Raw genomic sequence first — 18,657 nt, forward strand, 5'->3', positions numbered from 1 at the left:
TTATATCATCGATATAAAAGAAAAAGTCACACTGAATTCATCAGGTGACTTATTTTCTTTAGTTCGCTTCCATATGATCTTTTATCTCAGTTGAAATCCTACTGAATTCTGCTTCCGGTACTATATAGTACCAAATTCCTCCAATGATTTGGCCGCTACCAGAAATCTCCATTGTGTCGATGTTCGCTCTAGTGCCGAGATAGTTGGTGAATAATGCTTGCATGTTTTTCATTTGCAAATCGGTATTGACATTATTACCTACAATATCGAGAATCTCACCGACTTTTGTTATACTTGAAAAACTTGCAGCCTCATTCATTGCAGCAGTTACGATAGCGCGTTGTCTTTCATTCCGCCCCATATCTCCACGTGGGTCACTTTTTCTCATCCGAATGTAAGCTAATGCTTCTTTACCATTTAAACGAATATTACCTTCTTCAAAGTGAAAGCCATCCTGTGTAAAATTTATATGATTATCGATGGTTACGCCACCTAAAGCATCTACCCCAAGCTCAAAGCCTTCCATATTTATTTTACCGTAGAAGTGTACTGGAAGATCGAAGGCTTCTTCAACGGTTTGAACAGATAATTCAACCCCACCAAATGCATAGGCGTGATTGATTTTATCCATTCCTCGGCCAGGAATGTTGACATAAGTGTCTCTTGGAATACTAAGCATTTTCATCGAATCGGTCTTCGGATTTAATGACATGAGAATCATGGTATCGGAGCGACCTCTGTCACCTTCACGTTCATCTACACCTAGAAGTAAAATGTTGATTGATTTTTTGTCTTTGAAAATGCTATTAATCTCTTCTTGCCTTTTAGGGTCTTTATCACGATCCAATGGTTCATGCATGGTATTAACTGTGTCGTGTATCTTATCCCATACATACCATGCAAATCCCCCACCGGCTAGTAGAAGGAAAAGAAGTATCCCACCGACCCAGTATAACCATTTCCGTCTTTTCTTTTGTTTGAGTTCTTTCCTTGATTCCGCCACTGTCATTCTCCTTAATTGTTAACTATTGGAAATATTATATCGAATCCTGTCATTTTAGTCTATTGCAAAATAGGATTTATTACTCATTATTTTTCGCTAATGGAATTGTGTTAATCATATAGCGGTTTAGTTCCTCCAAAAAGAAACACAACGATTAGCAGTAGTTAGCAGCAATATTCACTTATCTCAGTTGGCTTTCGAACACTTACCCACAAAATTCGTGTTTGTTATTTCATATAAGAATACTCCTTCCATAATCTTATCTTTATAATATTACACATACTATAAAGATAGGCATACATAATAGTAATCCAAATTGTTCTTTATAAAGTAAATATAATACGTTAAAAAGTACGTAATTATAAGGAATCTAAAGAAATATAAAGATAATCCAACAAAAACGTTCTTTATAGTGAATATTTGCCGAAATTTGAGGTTTTCATATCTAAGTAAATTATCCTATACTCCAATTAGGTTGTTCTTTATTAGGAACGAAATGAGTCTTATTGAAGAACGATTGTGTTTAACTGGTTAAATACATATGGAAAGAGAATGATTATAAAACTCTTTCCCGACACTTTTAAATTTGCGCAGATTTAAAGGTGAATTGTTCTGTAATTAGAATTTAAATTAGGGAGATGAACGAGGATGAGTATGAAGAAAAAGTTAGGTATGGGCATTACATCAGCTGTATTAGGTATTGCATTAATCGGTGGAGGAACGTTTGCATACTTTAGTGATACTGCAGCGCAAACGAACACGTTTGCTTCCGGTACAATTCAACTTGATGTTGATCCGACTGTACAAGTAGAAATGGATAATCTTAAGCCTGGAGACTGGATGCCAAGATCTTTTGAATTACAAAACAATGGAACGCTTGATATTAAGTATGTTGACTTAAAGACAGAATATGCGGTTACAAGAAATGGTGAGGCTGTTAGTAATGACTTAGCAGATGCATATGCAGAACAACTTTATGTGCAATTCTTAAAAAATACTTCTGGGGATGCGGATTATGAAGTGTTGTTTGAAGTAAGTTTAAAAGACCTTCGTGATTTAACACCAGAAGATTTAGCAACAAAAGTAAATCTTGAAAACATTATGGTTGAAGAAGGGTATAGATATTGGGAATGGATTATTTGGCCAGTCTTTGGCAAATGGATAACAGTTGATCCAGTATTTGATGATGTACCGGAGGAAGTATATGGTATTGAAGCTGGCGATAAAGCTAACTTTGATGTTCAATTCCGTTTCAATGATACTGGTGTGGCACAAAATGAACTACAAAATCTAGACTTAGAGCTTACTTGGACATTCGAAGGTTACCAAACTGACGGAGAAGAAAAGTAATTTTAATATGAACAAGGAAAGGTGAGAATCCTCACCTTTCCATTCCTTATTTATTAACTATCCTGGTTAATCGAAGTCTTGGAATAACGATGATAGTTAATAAGGGGGAGATAGGGGGGAGAAAATGAGACAGTCACGAGTAGCTAAGTATCGGAAAAAACATAGAAAATTAATCATTATCATGCAATTATTAGCTATCCTATATGCTTCTATCGCATCATTATCGCTCGTTACCTCAACTACAACGGCTTATTTTAGCTATACAAGTCCTAAGGTGACGACTACCATTTCTACAGCAAGTGACTGGTGGGATGGAAGTGAATTAGCATTCCTTGATAATGCAACAGATGTTGTACATAGCTGTCCACCAGTTGAAATAGAAGTACAGATCAAGAATATTGGACACGGTGACATGACAGGGGCAACAGAATACAAAGTATTTTATTCTGAACAAAAAGGTAACCCTGAGAAACTTGGCAAAGAAATTGCAAATGGACTGATACAACCATTAAATGCCGGTGAAGAAATAAGCCTTACATATACTGCAACAGAAGAAGGTTGGTATCAATTCATGGCGTATCAGCTACCAGGCTTTCAAGAAAATGAAGAGAATAGAACGGAAATATGGAGCAATAAAGTAAAGGTACAATGCCCGCCAAAAGATAAAAAACACGAAGAAGATTCTGCTATCAATGAGAAAGAAGCGAGTGAAAATGAACCTAAAGAGGAAGAAATAGTAGAAGAGCAGACCGTCATACAACCAGAAGAAGAGAATGAAGATGAAAATAAGGCTAGCACGAAAAAAGATAATGCTAATGAAATAAATGGGGTAGAGGAAAATCCAGTTGAACAAAATGAATCTGTTCATTCAGAGAGTGAACCGATGGAAGAAGACACTGTGAATTCATCTGAGGAAGGAGAAAATTAAATGAATTTAAAAACAGTCGCAAAATGGACTGGTAATTTACTTACGTATGTCATGATGGCTGTATTAATCTTTCTAGCGGTTACGGTTGTTGCAACGAAAGCTTCAGGGGGAGAACCAGAAATTCTAGGCTATCAATTAAAAACGGTATTATCGGGATCAATGGAGCCAGAATTCAATACAGGTTCTATTATCGCAGTGGAGCCTGGTGGAGACATGACTCGCTTTCAATCGGGGGATGTTATCACATTCGTGGAAGAAGATGGAAAGTTAATTACCCATAGGGTTATAGAGGTAGTAAATAGTGGAGAACATGTTATGTATCGAACAAAGGGAGATAATAATGCTTCCCCAGATAGTAGCTTAGTACTTTCTGATAACGTTGTTGCCCAGTATACAGGCTTCACTATTCCTTATTTAGGATATGTCGTTAACTTTGCACAATCCCAAAATGGAGCATTTTTACTATTAATACCAGGATTCATCCTAATCGTGTATGCCGGTTTCACTATATGGCAAGCAGTTCGAGAACTAGAGGCTACGAATAAAGAACTAGCTAAACAAATAAATGAAAATAGTACGGTATCTTAATATGATTTTGATAGTTTTGCCTTAAGGGGGCGATGAATTGAAGCGGCTAATGTTGGTTAGTTTGGCATTCGTTATCGGGTTTTTTATACTACATGATCCTTTATTAACGATGGCCGATAATTCCAATGCAACAATTAATGAAAAAGCAGAAATAGCTATCTCGCTTTCACCTAGTGATATGCTTTTTAATGTGAATAATATGAAACCAGGAGACTGGGCACCAAGAACACTTACGGTTATGAATGACGGGAAAAATGATTTTCACTATCAGATAAGCATTACCAATGAAGGGGAAGCGAAACTATTTAATGAACTTCTCATCGAAATGGAAGGGGAGGAAGGGATACTATATGAAGGTAAATTAGCAGAATTGGAAACGTTACCGAAGAGATTTCTTGCTGCTAACACATACGAAGAAATAGACATCACCGTTCGTTTTCCGGAGCATCTTGGTAATGAGTTTCAAGGGTTAGCTGTTCTTTTTAACATGTCGTTTGTAGCAGAGGCAGCTAATAGCACCCCTGGTACAGGTGATTCCGATGGTGAAGATAATAGCAAAACAGACAAAGATGTAAAGCATGTGGGAGGTAAAATAAACGATGGAGATAACACAGCAGGATCTCCACTTCCTAAGACAGCAACAAATATGTTTCATTATTTATTAATTGGTACCTGTTTACTTCTAGCTGGGTTAATCATTTACATTATTTCTAGAAGATTGAAAAAAGCGTGAATGAGGAGAGTGTAGCATATCGAAAAAAGTAATATGATTGGTTTGAACCTCCTACAAAACTAGTTTCATTCTGACAAAACAAGACATACATAAAGTACTAGTTCTTTAGTATAATAGATTTAGTAATAAATTCCATCTATACAAAGGCAACCTCATTGAGAGATGGGGACGCAAAGTCACAGGTCCAATACTGGATGGCTGGATTGCATAGATAAGTATGGGGGACGGGAATTTGAATAAAATGATCGGTTTAGACTATGAGTGGATTTTGTTAATTAAGGAGGCAAAAAAACAGGGGATGACCGTAGAAGAAATACGACTATTTCTAGCGGAAGCAAAGCACCATGCATAATTCTTTTGTTGTATTTTTGTACTTAATATAGAACTGCTCACCTGTTTGTGATATAATTTCGCTTGAAAGAGGTGAGTCGAATTGATCGGAGAAAAAATCAAACAATTACGCAAAGAAAAGAAAATGTCTATATCTGAACTAGCAGAAAAAGCAAATGTTGCCAAGTCTTACTTAAGTTCAATCGAACGTAACCTCCAATCCAATCCATCTATACAATTCATCGAGAAAATTAGTGCGGTTCTAGGTGTATCTGTGAATGAATTAATTAATACTAAAGACTCCATAGAATTGGAAGATTTAGACGGAGAATGGCTAGAAATCGTGAAAGAAGCGATGGAATCTGGTGTATCGAAAGAAGATTTTAAGAGTTTCCTTGAATTTAATAAATGGAGAAAAAATAATAATTAGGAACCGTAGATTATACTGCGGTTTTTTTATTTGTTATGATATAGTAATATAAGTGATTTTGGACAAGTATGGTGGAATGATGAATCGTAAACTATTTTATTGGTTTCTGCCAATCATATGGATGGCTGTCATTTTCTTTTCTTCTGCGACCCCTTATGAAAAACAGGATATGAAACCATTACTAGCGAGCATTATTGATTTTTCTATTTTAGAACCGTATTTTAGTTGGGTTTCATTTATATATAATCAATCAGAGGTAAGCATTGCTGCACTTGGTGTAGAAGGATTTATCGAATTTTTCATTCGTAAAGGGGCGCATTTCGGTGCATTTTTCTTATTGATGATTCTGTTTTGTATAGCATTCCGAAAGACCGTACAATGGAATTTACATAAAATTCTAGTTGTCTCATTTGGATTGACGATTGCATATGCTATTATGGATGAATTACATCAAGGCTTAACACCAAACAGAACGCCTTTTTATGGAGATGTAGTAATTGACGGATTTGGAGCTAGCGTGGCATACTTCTTTCTACTAATCCGGTACAAAAAATGGAAAAAAATATAAAATTTAATAATTATAGTAAAAATGTTATAGATTTCATGGTATACTAGTTTTTAAATTAAATCATAGTCAAGGCGGTAATTTCATGGTTGAGCGTGAGTTTTTTAAGAACATGATGAAAAAGGTAATCGATGATACAGAAAAAAATAAAATCCGTTCCTCTGAAGAATTAATTCAAACATTAATTAAAGAATTGAATGATCAACGAGAATTAAATCAAAATAAACGTATAATAAATTAACACTAGAGCTATTTCCTTTTAGAGGGAATGGCTTTTTTCTTGTTTAGACTAGCTATTCCATAACTGGACAATAGTACTACCATATGATAATTTGAGATTGTAGTTAGCGAAGGGTAGGGGCATAAATGGATCATACAGCACTATTGATAAAAAATGTAACCGTATTCTTAGAGAACACTAGAATTCCTAATGGAAGTCTTGTCATTGAAAAAGGAAAAATAAGCGAGATCTATCAAGAAAATGAAAAGCCTAAGCGTTATCCAAGTCAGTTTAAAATTATCGATGGGGAAGGGCTATATGCTGTTCCGGGCTTTATTGACGGCCACATTCACGGTGCGAATGGGGCAGACGTAATGGATGGAACAGAAGAGGCATTAGATACCATTGCAGAAGTACTACCGAAAGAAGGGACAACTAGTTTCCTTGCAACGACGATTACCCAGGCAGAAGAACAAATTGAACAGGCACTACGTACGGTTGCGGATTATCAACCTAAAGAGAATTGTGCTGAAATAATCGGGATTCATCTGGAAGGACCTTTTATAGAAGAAAGTAAGAAAGGCGCACAGCCTCTTGAGCATATTAGTAGACCAGATAGTGCTCTTTTTGACAAATGGCAGAAGCTTTCTAATCATATGATTAAAACGATTACGATGGCACCGGAACTTGATCCAGAGGGATCGTTTATCCGCCATTTAGCAAATCAAGGTGTCAATATATCAGCAGGACATACTGCGATTGATTTTAAAGGTATGAAAGAAGCGGTATCCAATGGGGTTAAGCAAGTTACACATTTATGCAATGCCATGACTGGGATTCATCATCGGGATATTGGTGTTGTAGGAGCAGCATTTCTGTTAGAAGAAATACGAGCAGAACTAATTGCTGATGGCATACATGTCGTTCCTGAAATGTTAGAAGTAATCTATCAAAATATGGGTAGTGATCGGATAATACTAATTACAGATGCCATGCGGGCAAAATGCTTACATGCTGGTACATATGAACTTGGCGGTCAAACAGTTTTAGTAGATGAGCAACGAGCTGTACTCGAAGATGGAACACTAGCAGGTAGTATTTTGAAGATGAATCATGGTGTTAAACAAATGTTGAATATACAGGATGTTTGTGTTGAGGATGTCATTAAAATGACGAGCACGAATCCAGCAAAACAACTGGGAGTATACGACCGGAAAGGAAGTATCGCTAAAGGGAAAGATGCAGACATTTTATTAATTGATGAGAACTTTACGATAAACTATACACTTTGCCGTGGAAAGATAGCATACAAAGGAGACGAGTGATATGAACATCATATCTGCCAAGGATTATCAGGATATAAGTTTGAAAGCTAGTGAATTTGTAATTCAAACTATTAAAGAGTTGGACAAGCCAGTATTAGGGCTTGCGACTGGCTCTACGCCAGAAGGACTGTATAAATGCCTGATTGATCGAAATAATGAGAAACAAGTTTCTTTCCAAGAAGTGACCACATTTAACTTGGATGAATATGTTGGGCTAACAGCAAATCATCCGAATAGTTATCGCTATTATATGAATGAAAAACTGTTTCAGCATATTGATATTTCTATAGAGAATACGCATATTCCAAATGGTTCTGCCAAGGATTTAGAAAAAGAATGTGTAGCTTACGAGGAATTAATTCAGCAGCACAATTGTATTGACTTACAAATTCTAGGGATAGGTCATAACGGACATATTGGGTTTAATGAACCAGGAACATCGTTTACTACTCGAACCCATTTAGTTGAATTAGCGGAGACGACTCGTAAAGCCAATGCCCGTTTCTTCAATTCATGGGAAGAAGTACCATCACAAGCGATTACGACTGGAATTGGTACGATTATGGATAGTAAACAGATTTTATTACTAGTATCTGGTGAGGATAAAGCTGAAGCATTGAACCGATTGTTAGATGGAGAAATTTCTGAAGAATTTCCAGCGTCCGTATTGAAAGAACATCCGAATGTTACCGTAATTGCAGATGAAGCAGCTTTATCAAAAGTACAAAGGAATAAAAAAACTTGGCGTCATGATTGAAACGCCAAGTTTTTCTATTCCTTTGTACTTTCAACCTCAATTTCCACATACTTTTCGCCAATAGCTTGTATGACAGCTTGTCCGTTCGTTAAATCTGTCATCCACTTTTGAAAGGCAGTTTCCAGACCATCTTCTACATAGACAATAAATTCTATATTCTCCAGATAATGTATCGTCTCTAACATATGTTCAGAATTCCGTAATTCATTTTCAAGCTTTCCAAGTAAGGCATAATCGACAGTGATAGAGATCCCTTTCATTAATTGTCTTTTAATAATTCCAACTGCTTTAATCGCTTCTGAGGTTGAACTGCCGTAAGCGCGGATTAGTCCACCTGCACCAAGCTTAATTCCACCGAAATATCTCGTGACGACTACTGCAGTGTCCTTAAGATTCTGTTTTTTTAGGACTTCTAGCATAGGCACTCCAGCTGTCCCGCTCGGTTCACCATCATCGTTTGCCTTTTGGATATGGTCATGCTCACCGATTATATATGCAGAACAATTATGTGTTGCATCATGATACTTCTTCTTCATTTCCTGAATAAAGCTCTGGGCTTCTTCTTCTGTTTCAACACGTTTAATCGTGCCTATAAATCTTGATTTTTGAATAACGATTTCATGGGATCCGCCATCTTTATTCACAGTATAATAGTTCGTTAACACAGGAATAAATCCTCCTCCTAGTTGCATTTTAGTCTAATATAAGGAAAAAATATGTTTGAGTAAAGAAATGTTTGGGTATATGTTACTAGGGTAAATGCAAATAATTAATCATTTTTATAAAAACTTTCCAAATAACCCTATAAAAAAAGATTTTTAGCACGTATAATTATACCATAGGTTGGTGAGTGCTGATGGCAGTGAAAACTAGGGAAAAAGCTTTAGATTATATTCTCAACGAAATGGTAGATGTAGTTGAGAACAGTAAGGATGAGGTTTTTCACATAAGTGAGGAGGCTCGTACGGAGTATGAACGATTGCTTCGAGATTTGGAGTACACCAAGGCTAAAGTATTACGTTACATAGATGAAGGTGACAAATTAGAGCAAAATGTTCGGTACTCGAGAAAGCGTTTATCAGAAGTCAGTAAATACTTTGACCGCTATTCTGAAGATGAGATTCGAGAAGTATATGAATCGACACATGAACTTCAGACAAAACTAGCCATGCTTCGTCAAGAGGAAAAAGGACTACGTGAAAAGCGTGATGAGTTGGAGAGAAGACTGCAAAACATTGATCATACGATTAAGCGTGCAGAAAATCTTGCCAACAAAATATCTGTCATACTCACATATTTAACAGATGACTTCAGGCAAGTAAACGAAATGATAGAAGAGGCTAAGGAAAAACAGGAATTTAGTTTAAGAATCATTGAAGCACAAGAGGAAGAAAGAAAACGAATTTCTAGGGAAATTCATGATGGACCTGCACAAATGCTTGCTAATATTCTCTTACGCTCTGAATTAGTTGATCGTACCTTCCGTGAAGGAAGTACAGATGATGCTTTAGAAGAGATACGAAGCTTACGTAAAATGGTTCGTTCATCACTTTATGAGGTTCGTCGTATTATTTATGATTTGCGGCCAATGGCTCTTGATGACTTAGGTCTTATTCCTACGATTAAAAAATATATAACGACTACATCGGAGTACAACAATATTAATATTGAATTTACATCGATTGGTGAAGTGAAACGAATTAATCAGAAGTATGAGATAGCAGTGTTTAGATTAGCACAAGAAGCAATACAAAATGCTGTAAAACACGCGGAAGCAACCTTAATCTCTGTTAAAATCGAAATATGTACTAGAAATTTAAATTTAATCGTAACAGATAATGGAAAAGGCTTCGATCCTTCTATAAAACGAGATAAGTCATTTGGTTTAATGGGAATGAAAGAGCGTGTTGAGATGTTTGATGGAGTAATGGATATTATATCAACCATCGGAAAAGGTACAAAAATAGTTATTCAAGTACCCATGGAAGGGCTCTTTTAAAATAAATATTATAGAAATTGTCTATCAGATAAACGTAATAGGGGATAATATTACGTAATGGGGAGGAAGAGACAATGAGTTTAGAAAAAAATGTTAGTATCGTCTTAATTGATGATCATAAGTTATTTCGTGAAGGGGTTAAACGTATTTTAGAATTTGAACCATCATTTAATGTATTAGCTGAGGGTGATGATGGTGCAATGGCAACTAAACTAGTGCAAGAATATAATCCTGATGTAATATTAATGGATATCAACATGCCAAACATGAATGGTGTACAGGCTACCGCTGAATTAGTACGTAATTATCCTAAATCAAAAGTAATTATCTTATCGATTCATGATGATGAAAGCTATGTAACACATGCGCTGAAAACAGGTGCACAAGGATATCTATTAAAAGAGATGGACTCTAATTCTCTAATTGAAGCGATTAAGGTTGTTAGTGAAGGCGGATCTTATTTACACCCGAAAGTAACCCATAACCTCGTACAAGAATATCGTCGACTAGCAAAGGAGAACGTGGCTGTTGGTATAGGTGGAAGTCGAGTTGAATATCATCGCCCATTACACTTGCTTACTAAACGTGAGTGTGAAGTACTGCAGCTCTTAGCAGATGGTAAAAGTAACCGCGCTGTTGCGGAAGCGTTATATATTAGTGAAAAAACGGTTAAGAACCATGTAAGTAACATTCTTCAAAAAATGAATGTAAATGATAGAACCCAAGCGGTAGTATCTGCAATAAGAAAAGGCTGGGTTGAAGTATTATAATTTTTCCTGAAATAGATCCTTGATGTTCATAATGTCAAGGGTCTTTTATTGTGTAGAGATGTTGGATAACCGATATATGGTTTACGACCAAATAGCGGGCGTATTGTCACGAATAACGCTATATTTTTCCAATGGTTAGATACAGATTTATCTACACTGCTATGCTAATTTGGTATATTTTTTGTACTATAGTTAAGTATACACATATCTTGGTGCATTTTTTATTACATTCATGTAGAATATAAGAAGCACACATTTTGTACAATGAAAATAAATAAATGGAGAGGAAGGGAAGAAATGAAGGTTGCTGTAATGACAGACAGCACTGCATATATTCCAAAGGATATGCGTGACGCTTACGGAATACATATGATTCCGCTAAGTGTGAACTTTGGGGATGAAACATATCAAGAGGAAATTGATATTTCAACAGAAGAATTTTATCGAAAGATTAAAGATGTAAAAGAACTTCCAACTACTTCTCAGCCTGCTATTGGTCTGATTACGGAAAAATTAGAAGAACTAAGTAAAGAGTTTGATGCGGTGATATCGGTTCATTTATCTAGTGGTATTAGTGGTACTTACCAAGCGGTAGTAAGTGCTGGGGATATGGTAGATGGAATCGATGTTTATGCCTTTGATTCTGAAATTAGTTGTATGGCTCAAGGTTTCTATGCAATAGAAGCGGCTGAAATGGCAAAAGAAAATAAGTCACCAGAAGCAATCATGAATCGTTTAAATGAAATGAAGGAAACAATGCATGGATTCTTTATGGTGGATGATCTTACCAATCTACATCGTGGCGGTAGACTTAACGGAGCACAAGCACTTGTTGGTAGCCTTCTACAAGTTAAACCGGTCCTACACTTTGTTGATAAGATTATTGTTCCTTTTGAAAAAATTCGCACCCGTAAAAAAGCACTGAATCGTATCTTAGGTATGTTAGAGGAAGATGCGAAGGAAGACAAGGTAGCGAAAGTTGTGTTTGTTCATGCAAATGACGAACAAGCTGCTATTGATTTAAAAGAAGATTTTAACGAGAAATACCCCAATACGGAAGCCTTAATTAGCTACTTCGGACCTGTAATTGGTACGCATGTTGGTGAAGGGGCAATTGGAGTATGCTGGTACTATAAATAAGCAATCATTTTATTTTTATATTCATGGCTGTCAGGATATCTGGCAGTCTATCCTTTAAAGGAAAGTGAGTGAGGATATGACGTTCAAAATCGAATCTTCCAAACAGCCTTCTGATATATATCAATACGCTGGTAAATTACTTCTCCAATCGGAACTTCCCGCTGATGCTAACCCCCAACTGTTTACACAAATCCCATCTATAACGAGAAAGCTTCTATTTTTTACATGTATGCGCTGTGGAAATCAGAAGCACTCCTTATTTGGCAAGATACCCTGTGCTAATTGTAATGAGACACATCTTTACTGTAGGAATTGTATTCAAATGGGTAGAGTGATGGAATGTGAAGCGTTATATTATTATTCTGGTGAAGAGCCAACTTGGACTAACTATCCTTCGCCAATGACCTGGCAGGGGGAACTTACTCCTGCTCAACAACAGGCTTCTAGTAAACTAGTACAAGCTATTCAGGATGGAATGGAAGCGTATTTAGTTTGGGCGGTTTGTGGATCTGGAAAGACCGAAATGCTTTTTGAGGCTATTGAAAAAGGATTACAGCTTGGAAAAAGGATTTGTATTGCCACTCCTCGTGCTGATGTTGTCCGTGAATTAAAACCACGAATCCAATCCGCTTTTCAAGAAGTACCAATCCAAGCCTTATATGGTGGAAGTGATGAGAAAGAAGGATCCACACAACTCATTATTGCGACAACCCATCAGCTATTACGCTATCATAAAACCTTCGATATCATAATTATTGATGAAATTGACGCTTTCCCATACCATAATGACCCCACCCTTTCTTTTGCAGTAAATCGGGCAAAGAAATCGACTAGTACTACGGTATATTTAACCGCGACTCCAAGACAAGACCTTCATCTTCGCATTGCACGTAAACATCTCCCACATACGTTTGTTCCGATTCGCTATCATGGCCACCCACTACCTGTTCCACAGCTGGTCATAAGTTATTCCTTGAAAAAAACATTGAAGAAAAATAAGTTACCTAAATCATTAATGAAATGGATGAACCATAGAGAAAATCCTAAACGGCAAATGCTAATATTCGTTCCAACCATCCAGCTTGCGGAGAACTTATCGACCATGTTGAAGGAAATGAAGAATTTACCTTTCCAATTAATTGATTCTGTTCATTCGGATGATGAGGAAAGAATAGAGAAGATTAATCAATTCAGAAATCGAGAAATTGATCTATTAATTACCACAACCATATTAGAACGAGGTGTTACTTTTCCATCTGTAGATGTGATGGTATTGGATGCGGGACATACGGTATTTGATGAAGCTGCATTAGTTCAAATAGCTGGTAGGGCAGGAAGAAGTGCAGATGATCCATCCGGAGAAGTAATATTCTTGCATGAAGGGAAAACAGATGCAATGGTTCAGGCCGTCCAATCTATTAAACAAATGAATAAAAGAGGGGGATTTTAGAGGATGAATTGTTTATGTTGTCACGAAGAAATAATCATAGAAATGGACTGGGCTAATTTTTTGTTTCCGCCAAAGCCTAGCCTGATTTGTGATATTTGTAAACGGCAAATGACGCTCCTTGGTGGAAATCGGTGTTTACGGTGTAGTCGGGTAACAGAAGCTAAAATATGTGATGATTGCTTGCGATGGGAAACGTATTATGGTGGGCATGATGTACTCGAATTTAATTATTCTGTCTATACGTATTCCACATTTATGCAAGTTATAATAGCAAAATGGAAATACCGAGGAGATTATGAGCTCGGTACTATATTTGAAGATTCCTATTCCACATACTTCCATAAAGCATTTGCTTCGATTAAAGATGCTGTTATAATTCCAATTCCATTGAGTATGGAAAGACTCCAAGAGAGATGTTTTAATCAAGCAGAAATGTTAGCCTCATTTCTAACCCCTAAGAAAATGAATATCCTGTCCAGAACCCACGGTGAAAAACAATCCAAAAAGTCTCGTAAAGAAAGAATTTATTCTGAAAATCCATTTATATTACAGCAAAAACTAAACAATCCTATTATTCTTGTCGATGATATATATACAACAGGTACTACGTTACGTCATGCAGCCAAGTTATTGAAAGATGCCGGATGTCCCGAAGTATATTCTTATACGTTAATTCGTGGATAGATGGAATAGTATGGTATGATAATGTTAAGAGGAGAAATGATTGAAATGGCTGAATTAACCAACTGTACAAAATGTGGCAAAGTATTTGTAAAAAATCTTCGAGACATTTGTCAAGATTGCTATAAGGAAGAGGAAGCCGCATTTAAGAAAGTATATGAATTTCTAAAAAAGCAAAAAAATAGAGAATCTACATTACGAGAAGTGGTGGAAGCAACAGGGGTAGAGGAAACATTAATAACGAAATTTATTAAGGAAAAAAGACTACGTACGACTATGTTTCCAAAGCTCGGATACCCATGTGAAAGATGTGGAGCACCCATTACAACTGGTAAAATTTGTTCATCATGTTCCAATGAACTTCATAAGGAACTGAATAAAATAGAAAAAGTTGAAAAGGTAGCAGAGCGGAATAAAGAATCGAAATCAAAGGAAAACATTTACTATACATTAGATAAACATCACAGATAAGACTTTACTTAATAGGTAATGTGCCGATATATATAGTAAGTATCAATCGAACGGATAATTAGTGAGGTGATCTTATGAAAATAACTGGACCAAATCAAACGAATTTTAACCCGTACAAGAATCAAATCCAACAGCATATGGATATGAAGAAATCCGCTAAGCCACAAGATCAATTGCAGATTTCATCACAAGCTAAGCAATTACAGGAAAATACAAAAGTAAATGCTGAGCGTGAAGCATATGTACAAGAAATAAAGAATCGTGTTGAATCAGGAGAATATACCATCAATTTTGAAAAAACAGCACAAAAAATGATCGATTTCTGGTCGAAGCAATAAGAGGAGGACTCACCAAGTGTCCGTACAAGCAATTATTGAAAAGCTAGAAAAGTTAATAGTGACTCACGAACAGTTGTTAGACCTATCAAAGGAAAAAACAGCTATCGTTAAAGAAGGCAATGTAGAAAATTTGCAAACTGTATTAATAAAGGAACGTAAAATCCTACAGCAAATCACCCAACTAGAAGAGAGTCGGCAGAAAGAAGTTGAGGACTGGTTTGCGAATCATCGCCTAACCAACGAAGAAGCTACCGTTACTAATTTAGTTAATCAACTAAGTAATAATGAAGAGAGGAAAGCGATTGAAGAAAGTGCTGTTCGCTTAACAGAAACTATCGTGAATTTAAAGCAACAGGAACAATTGAACATGGCACTAATTCAACAGTCTATGCAGTTTGTTCAGCTTTCCATTGATTTATTGAGTCCATCGCTAAAAAACTTGAATTATGGAAAAGAGCAAGAGCAATCACAGATCAATCGCTCGGTCTTTGATTCAAAAGCATAAGAAAAAATGATAGAAAAGGAGAAATGAAATGAGTACATTCCACGGCTTGGAAATGGCGAAAAGAGCGCTATTTACCCAACAATCCGCTTTATATACAACTGGTCATAATATTTCAAACGCGAATACAGAAGGTTATTCGAGACAACGTGTTAATTTTGAGACGTTGCCAGGCTATCCAAGTGGCTCACTCAATCGTCCACAAATACCTGGCCAGCTTGGACAAGGTGTACAAGCTGGGTCAGTGGAACGTATTCGTGATAGATTCTTAGATCTTCAATTTCGTTCAGAAAACAGCAAAGCTAGCTATTGGGAAACAATGTCCGAATCCCTTTATCGTGTGGAAAGCCTTCTAAATGAACCATCAGAAAGCGGTTTATCTAGTACGATGGACAAGTTTTGGGAATCATTACAGATTTTAGCTGGTAGTCCAGAAAATTCTGGTGCTAGGTCAGTTGTCGTACAACGTGGCCTTGCGGTAGCAGACATGTTTAACTACTTAAGGGAAAATTTAACAAAAATGGAGGCTGATGTTAGTAATCAGATTGAAGTAACAATTGGTGATGCTAACTCACTTCTTCGTCAAATAAGTCGAATTAATGATCAAATTAAAGAGCTTGAGCCACATGGCTATGTAACAAATGACTTATATGATCAACGTGATAACTTAATTGATAAATTATCCGGTATAGTGAATATAAAGGTTCATCGAGTTCCGAGTTCAGAAAGTGCCTTGGATATTGCGGAAGGGATAACTAAAATTGAACTTTTACAAGATAATGGACAGTCTTATCCAACTCCTATTTATCTTTTAGAACCTGGTGAAGAACCAGTACAATTTGGCCTAAATGATGAGAATGAAATAACACTAAATGGTGCTCCAGTAGAACTTCCTTCAGGTTCATTAAAAGCATTAAATGATGTACTAGGAAAAAATAATTCAGATGAGAACACGGTATCATTTGCAACACTTCTTAAGCAGCTTGATGAATTGGCTCAAACTTTTGTTGAGAAGTTTAATGAACAGCATGCTCAAGGTAAAGATATGAATGGTCAAGATGGAATGGATTTCTTCCAATATAGTGAAGATGGTGTCATGACAGTAGTTGCTAGTTTAGTAGATGACCCTAATTTAGTAGCAGCTAGTTCAAATGGAGATAGCGGAAATGGAGCTAATGCATTACAATTATCAAAAATGTTTGATCTTGTATATAATGATGATCCTTTAATTGGAAATGGAAAATCGATCAAGAGCTTTTACCAAGGTATGATTGGTAATTTAGGGGTAGCAGCACAGGAAGCAAATCGGATGGCAAAAAATACGGTAATCCTTCGTTCTCAAGTGGAAGAACAACGAATGTCAGTAAGTTCTGTTTCACTTGATGAGGAAATGACGAATATGATTAAATTTCAACATGCGTATAACGCAGCTGCTAGAAGTATGACAGCAGTGGATGAAATTTTAGATCGAATTATTAATAATATGGGAATTGTAGGAAGGTAGGAATGTGAAATGCGTGTAACACAATCAATGTTATCCAATAATATGCTACGTAATTTATCGAATAGTTACGCTAATATGGGAACCTATATGGATCAATTGACTACTGGTAAAAAAATCAACCGACCTTCTGATGATCCTGTTGTTGCGGTAAAAGGGATGGACTATCGTACCCAGTTATTACAAGTTGAACAGTTCCAACGAAATACAGGTGAAGTACATAACTGGATGGACAATACCGACGCTGCACTAGATCAGGCAACAAAAGCACTTCAACGCATTCGGGAACTAGCTGTTCAAGCTAGTAATGATACGTATGATGATGCAGAAAGAATGAACATAAAAGCGGAAGTTGAACAACTTAAGCAACATCTGGTTGATATTGCCAATACAAGTGTTAATGGTAAATATATATTTAATGGAACGAAAACAGATGTTAAACCAATTGAAGATCCTACTAATATAACGGACATTGATTCTAGTCCAGTAAATATTGAAGTATCTACTGGTATTGTCATTAAAGCAAATGTAAATGCTAATGAAATCTTTGGAAGTGAAGCGTTTAGTAGAATAGATGAATTAATAAATGCTCTAGGTGGGGAAGATGGAACTATCGATCAGGCAGCGATTGAATCCAGTATTGGTTCTATTGATGAGAATATTGATAATGTTCTAAATGCTCGTGCGGATTTAGGGGCTAGAATGAATCGCTTAGATCTAATCGAAAACCGTCTCAGTGCTCAAAAGATTTCTGCTACACAAATGATGTCAAAAAATGAAGATATCGATTTTGAGGAAGTAATTATGAAGCTTATTACACAAGAAAGTATTCACCGTGCAGCATTATCAACAGGTTCTAGAGTCATTCAACCAACATTAATTGATTTTCTAAGGTAAACAAGCCCTAACCCGAATAAGGGTTTAGGGTTTTCTTTTTTGATAATGCCAATAATCTATTTCGTTTACGGTGCTAAATTTTTTAAAATGAGGGAGGATTGGAATGGAATTACCACAAATTAGGATGCAATCACAAATGGCTAGAATCAGTATGATGACACAGCCTGCTAAGCAAGAAATTCGCCAACCGAAAGCAGACTTGTTTATACAACAACCACATGCCGAGCTATCGATGAGAACAATTCCGTCCAAGCTCACGATAGATCAAACTCAAGCCTGGGCAGATATGAACCTTAAATCAGCCCCTCAATCGATTGAGGAATTCGCTCAGTTGGGCATGCAGGGGGCGCAAGAAGGAACGGCTAGAAGAGCAACTCAAGGCACGGAACTGATGAAAATAGAAAATAACAATAATCCTATCGTTAGTCAAGCAGTTCAAAATGCTTATCGACCACAACGTCCATTAGGTATTCAGTTTATACCATCCGTATTCTCGGTTAAAATTAACTATCAGCCTTCAGAGGTAGAAATTGACATTAAACCAAACAAGCCGATTATCGAAACTCAAGTAAACAAACCGGAATTAAACTATACACCTGGTTCTGTTGATGTCTCGCTAGACCAGTATGCAGAACTAGACATCGATTTTATAAATCTATTTCCAACTGATAAACAATAG

The 18,657-nt window shown here is 36.4% G+C and carries 23 protein-coding genes and 1 riboswitch; of the genes, 21 read left to right on the forward strand and 2 right to left on the reverse strand.

Features of this window, described 5'->3' with window-relative positions; all coding sequences use genetic code 11:
* Positions 1 to 58: 58 nt before the first annotated feature.
* Positions 59 to 1,003 (reverse strand): LCP family glycopolymer transferase, encoded by a 945-nt coding sequence (locus KGF86_RS16130; protein ID WP_425516499.1) that lies wholly within the window; start codon positions 1,001 to 1,003, stop codon positions 59 to 61.
* Between the two features lie 648 nt (positions 1,004 to 1,651).
* Between KGF86_RS16130 and KGF86_RS16135 the strand changes: the two genes are divergently transcribed.
* The 10 genes from KGF86_RS16135 (at position 1,652) to nagB (ending at position 8,229) form a co-directional block, all read left to right on the forward strand.
* Complete coding sequence (locus KGF86_RS16135) at positions 1,652 to 2,353, forward strand: TasA family protein (protein ID WP_211742448.1); 702 nt, start codon at positions 1,652 to 1,654, stop codon at positions 2,351 to 2,353.
* Positions 2,354 to 2,477: 124 nt separating this feature from the next.
* Positions 2,478 to 3,281 (forward strand): amyloid fiber anchoring/assembly protein TapA, encoded by an 804-nt coding sequence (gene tapA / locus KGF86_RS16140; protein ID WP_186870624.1) that lies wholly within the window; start codon positions 2,478 to 2,480, stop codon positions 3,279 to 3,281.
* On the forward strand, positions 3,282 to 3,869 hold the full coding sequence (gene sipW / locus KGF86_RS16145) for a signal peptidase I SipW (RefSeq protein ID WP_186870623.1): 588 nt from the start codon (positions 3,282 to 3,284) through the stop codon (positions 3,867 to 3,869).
* 37 nt (positions 3,870 to 3,906) lie between these two features.
* Complete coding sequence (locus tag KGF86_RS16150; protein WP_186870622.1) at positions 3,907 to 4,602, forward strand: LPXTG cell wall anchor domain-containing protein; 696 nt, start codon at positions 3,907 to 3,909, stop codon at positions 4,600 to 4,602.
* Between the two features lie 135 nt (positions 4,603 to 4,737).
* Positions 4,738 to 4,813: riboswitch (cyclic di-GMP riboswitch) on the forward strand.
* A gap of 30 nt (positions 4,814 to 4,843) precedes the next feature.
* Positions 4,844 to 4,954, forward strand: coding sequence for an anti-repressor SinI family protein (locus tag KGF86_RS16155; RefSeq protein WP_246521669.1), 111 nt, complete (start codon positions 4,844 to 4,846; stop codon positions 4,952 to 4,954).
* A gap of 81 nt (positions 4,955 to 5,035) precedes the next feature.
* Entirely contained in the window at positions 5,036 to 5,362 is a 327-nt protein-coding gene (locus KGF86_RS16160) for a helix-turn-helix domain-containing protein (RefSeq protein WP_186870620.1), read from the forward strand.
* Between the two features lie 79 nt (positions 5,363 to 5,441).
* Entirely contained in the window at positions 5,442 to 5,930 is a 489-nt protein-coding gene (locus KGF86_RS16165) for a VanZ family protein (RefSeq protein ID WP_343221470.1), read from the forward strand.
* Between the two features lie 82 nt (positions 5,931 to 6,012).
* Positions 6,013 to 6,168, forward strand: coding sequence for a hypothetical protein (locus tag KGF86_RS16170; RefSeq protein WP_186870618.1), 156 nt, complete (start codon positions 6,013 to 6,015; stop codon positions 6,166 to 6,168).
* Between the two features lie 125 nt (positions 6,169 to 6,293).
* Positions 6,294 to 7,472 (forward strand): N-acetylglucosamine-6-phosphate deacetylase, encoded by a 1,179-nt coding sequence (gene nagA / locus KGF86_RS16175; RefSeq protein ID WP_186870617.1) that lies wholly within the window; start codon positions 6,294 to 6,296, stop codon positions 7,470 to 7,472.
* A 1-nt stretch (position 7,473) separates the two neighbouring features.
* Entirely contained in the window at positions 7,474 to 8,229 is a 756-nt protein-coding gene (gene nagB, locus KGF86_RS16180; protein ID WP_186870616.1) for a glucosamine-6-phosphate deaminase, read from the forward strand.
* 14 nt (positions 8,230 to 8,243) lie between these two features.
* On the opposite strand, the gene KGF86_RS16185 is transcribed toward nagB, so the two are convergent.
* A complete protein-coding gene (locus KGF86_RS16185; protein WP_186870615.1) occupies positions 8,244 to 8,894 on the reverse strand; it encodes a YigZ family protein in 651 nt (216 codons plus the stop codon).
* Positions 8,895 to 9,085: 191 nt separating this feature from the next.
* Between KGF86_RS16185 and KGF86_RS16190 the strand changes: the two genes are divergently transcribed.
* The 11 genes from KGF86_RS16190 (at position 9,086) to KGF86_RS16240 (ending at position 18,657) form a co-directional block, all read left to right on the forward strand.
* A complete protein-coding gene (locus KGF86_RS16190) occupies positions 9,086 to 10,228 on the forward strand; it encodes a sensor histidine kinase (protein WP_186870614.1) in 1,143 nt (380 codons plus the stop codon).
* A gap of 74 nt (positions 10,229 to 10,302) precedes the next feature.
* Positions 10,303 to 10,998 carry a response regulator gene (locus KGF86_RS16195; protein WP_211742449.1) on the forward strand — a complete coding sequence of 232 codons (696 nt, stop codon included), beginning with the start codon at positions 10,303 to 10,305 and terminating at the stop codon, positions 10,996 to 10,998.
* A 297-nt stretch (positions 10,999 to 11,295) separates the two neighbouring features.
* Positions 11,296 to 12,138 (forward strand): DegV family protein, encoded by an 843-nt coding sequence (locus tag KGF86_RS16200; protein ID WP_186870612.1) that lies wholly within the window; start codon positions 11,296 to 11,298, stop codon positions 12,136 to 12,138.
* A gap of 322 nt (positions 12,139 to 12,460) precedes the next feature.
* Entirely contained in the window at positions 12,461 to 13,588 is a 1,128-nt protein-coding gene (locus tag KGF86_RS16205) for an ATP-dependent helicase ComFA (protein WP_246521634.1), read from the forward strand.
* Between the two features lie 3 nt (positions 13,589 to 13,591).
* A complete protein-coding gene (locus KGF86_RS16210) occupies positions 13,592 to 14,272 on the forward strand; it encodes a ComF family protein (protein ID WP_186870610.1) in 681 nt (226 codons plus the stop codon).
* A 15-nt stretch (positions 14,273 to 14,287) separates the two neighbouring features.
* A complete protein-coding gene (locus tag KGF86_RS16215) occupies positions 14,288 to 14,740 on the forward strand; it encodes a TIGR03826 family flagellar region protein (protein ID WP_343221471.1) in 453 nt (150 codons plus the stop codon).
* Positions 14,741 to 14,814: 74 nt separating this feature from the next.
* Positions 14,815 to 15,078 (forward strand): flagellar biosynthesis anti-sigma factor FlgM, encoded by a 264-nt coding sequence (gene flgM, locus KGF86_RS16220; RefSeq protein ID WP_186870609.1) that lies wholly within the window; start codon positions 14,815 to 14,817, stop codon positions 15,076 to 15,078.
* 16 nt (positions 15,079 to 15,094) lie between these two features.
* The gene (locus KGF86_RS16225; RefSeq protein WP_211742451.1) at positions 15,095 to 15,583 is read left to right on the forward strand and encodes a flagellar protein FlgN; all 489 of its coding nucleotides are present in this window, start codon (positions 15,095 to 15,097) and stop codon (positions 15,581 to 15,583) included.
* A 28-nt stretch (positions 15,584 to 15,611) separates the two neighbouring features.
* Complete coding sequence (flgK, locus tag KGF86_RS16230) at positions 15,612 to 17,084, forward strand: flagellar hook-associated protein FlgK (protein ID WP_186870607.1); 1,473 nt, start codon at positions 15,612 to 15,614, stop codon at positions 17,082 to 17,084.
* A 9-nt stretch (positions 17,085 to 17,093) separates the two neighbouring features.
* Positions 17,094 to 17,978 (forward strand): flagellar hook-associated protein FlgL, encoded by an 885-nt coding sequence (gene flgL / locus KGF86_RS16235; protein ID WP_186870606.1) that lies wholly within the window; start codon positions 17,094 to 17,096, stop codon positions 17,976 to 17,978.
* 103 nt (positions 17,979 to 18,081) lie between these two features.
* Positions 18,082 to 18,657: a DUF6470 family protein gene (locus tag KGF86_RS16240; protein WP_186870605.1), complete on the forward strand. Its 576-nt coding sequence runs from the start codon at positions 18,082 to 18,084 to the stop codon at positions 18,655 to 18,657.

The sequence above is a fragment of the Ornithinibacillus massiliensis genome (assembly GCF_018310345.1).
Lineage (GTDB): Bacteria > Bacillota > Bacilli > Bacillales > Amphibacillaceae > Ornithinibacillus > Ornithinibacillus massiliensis.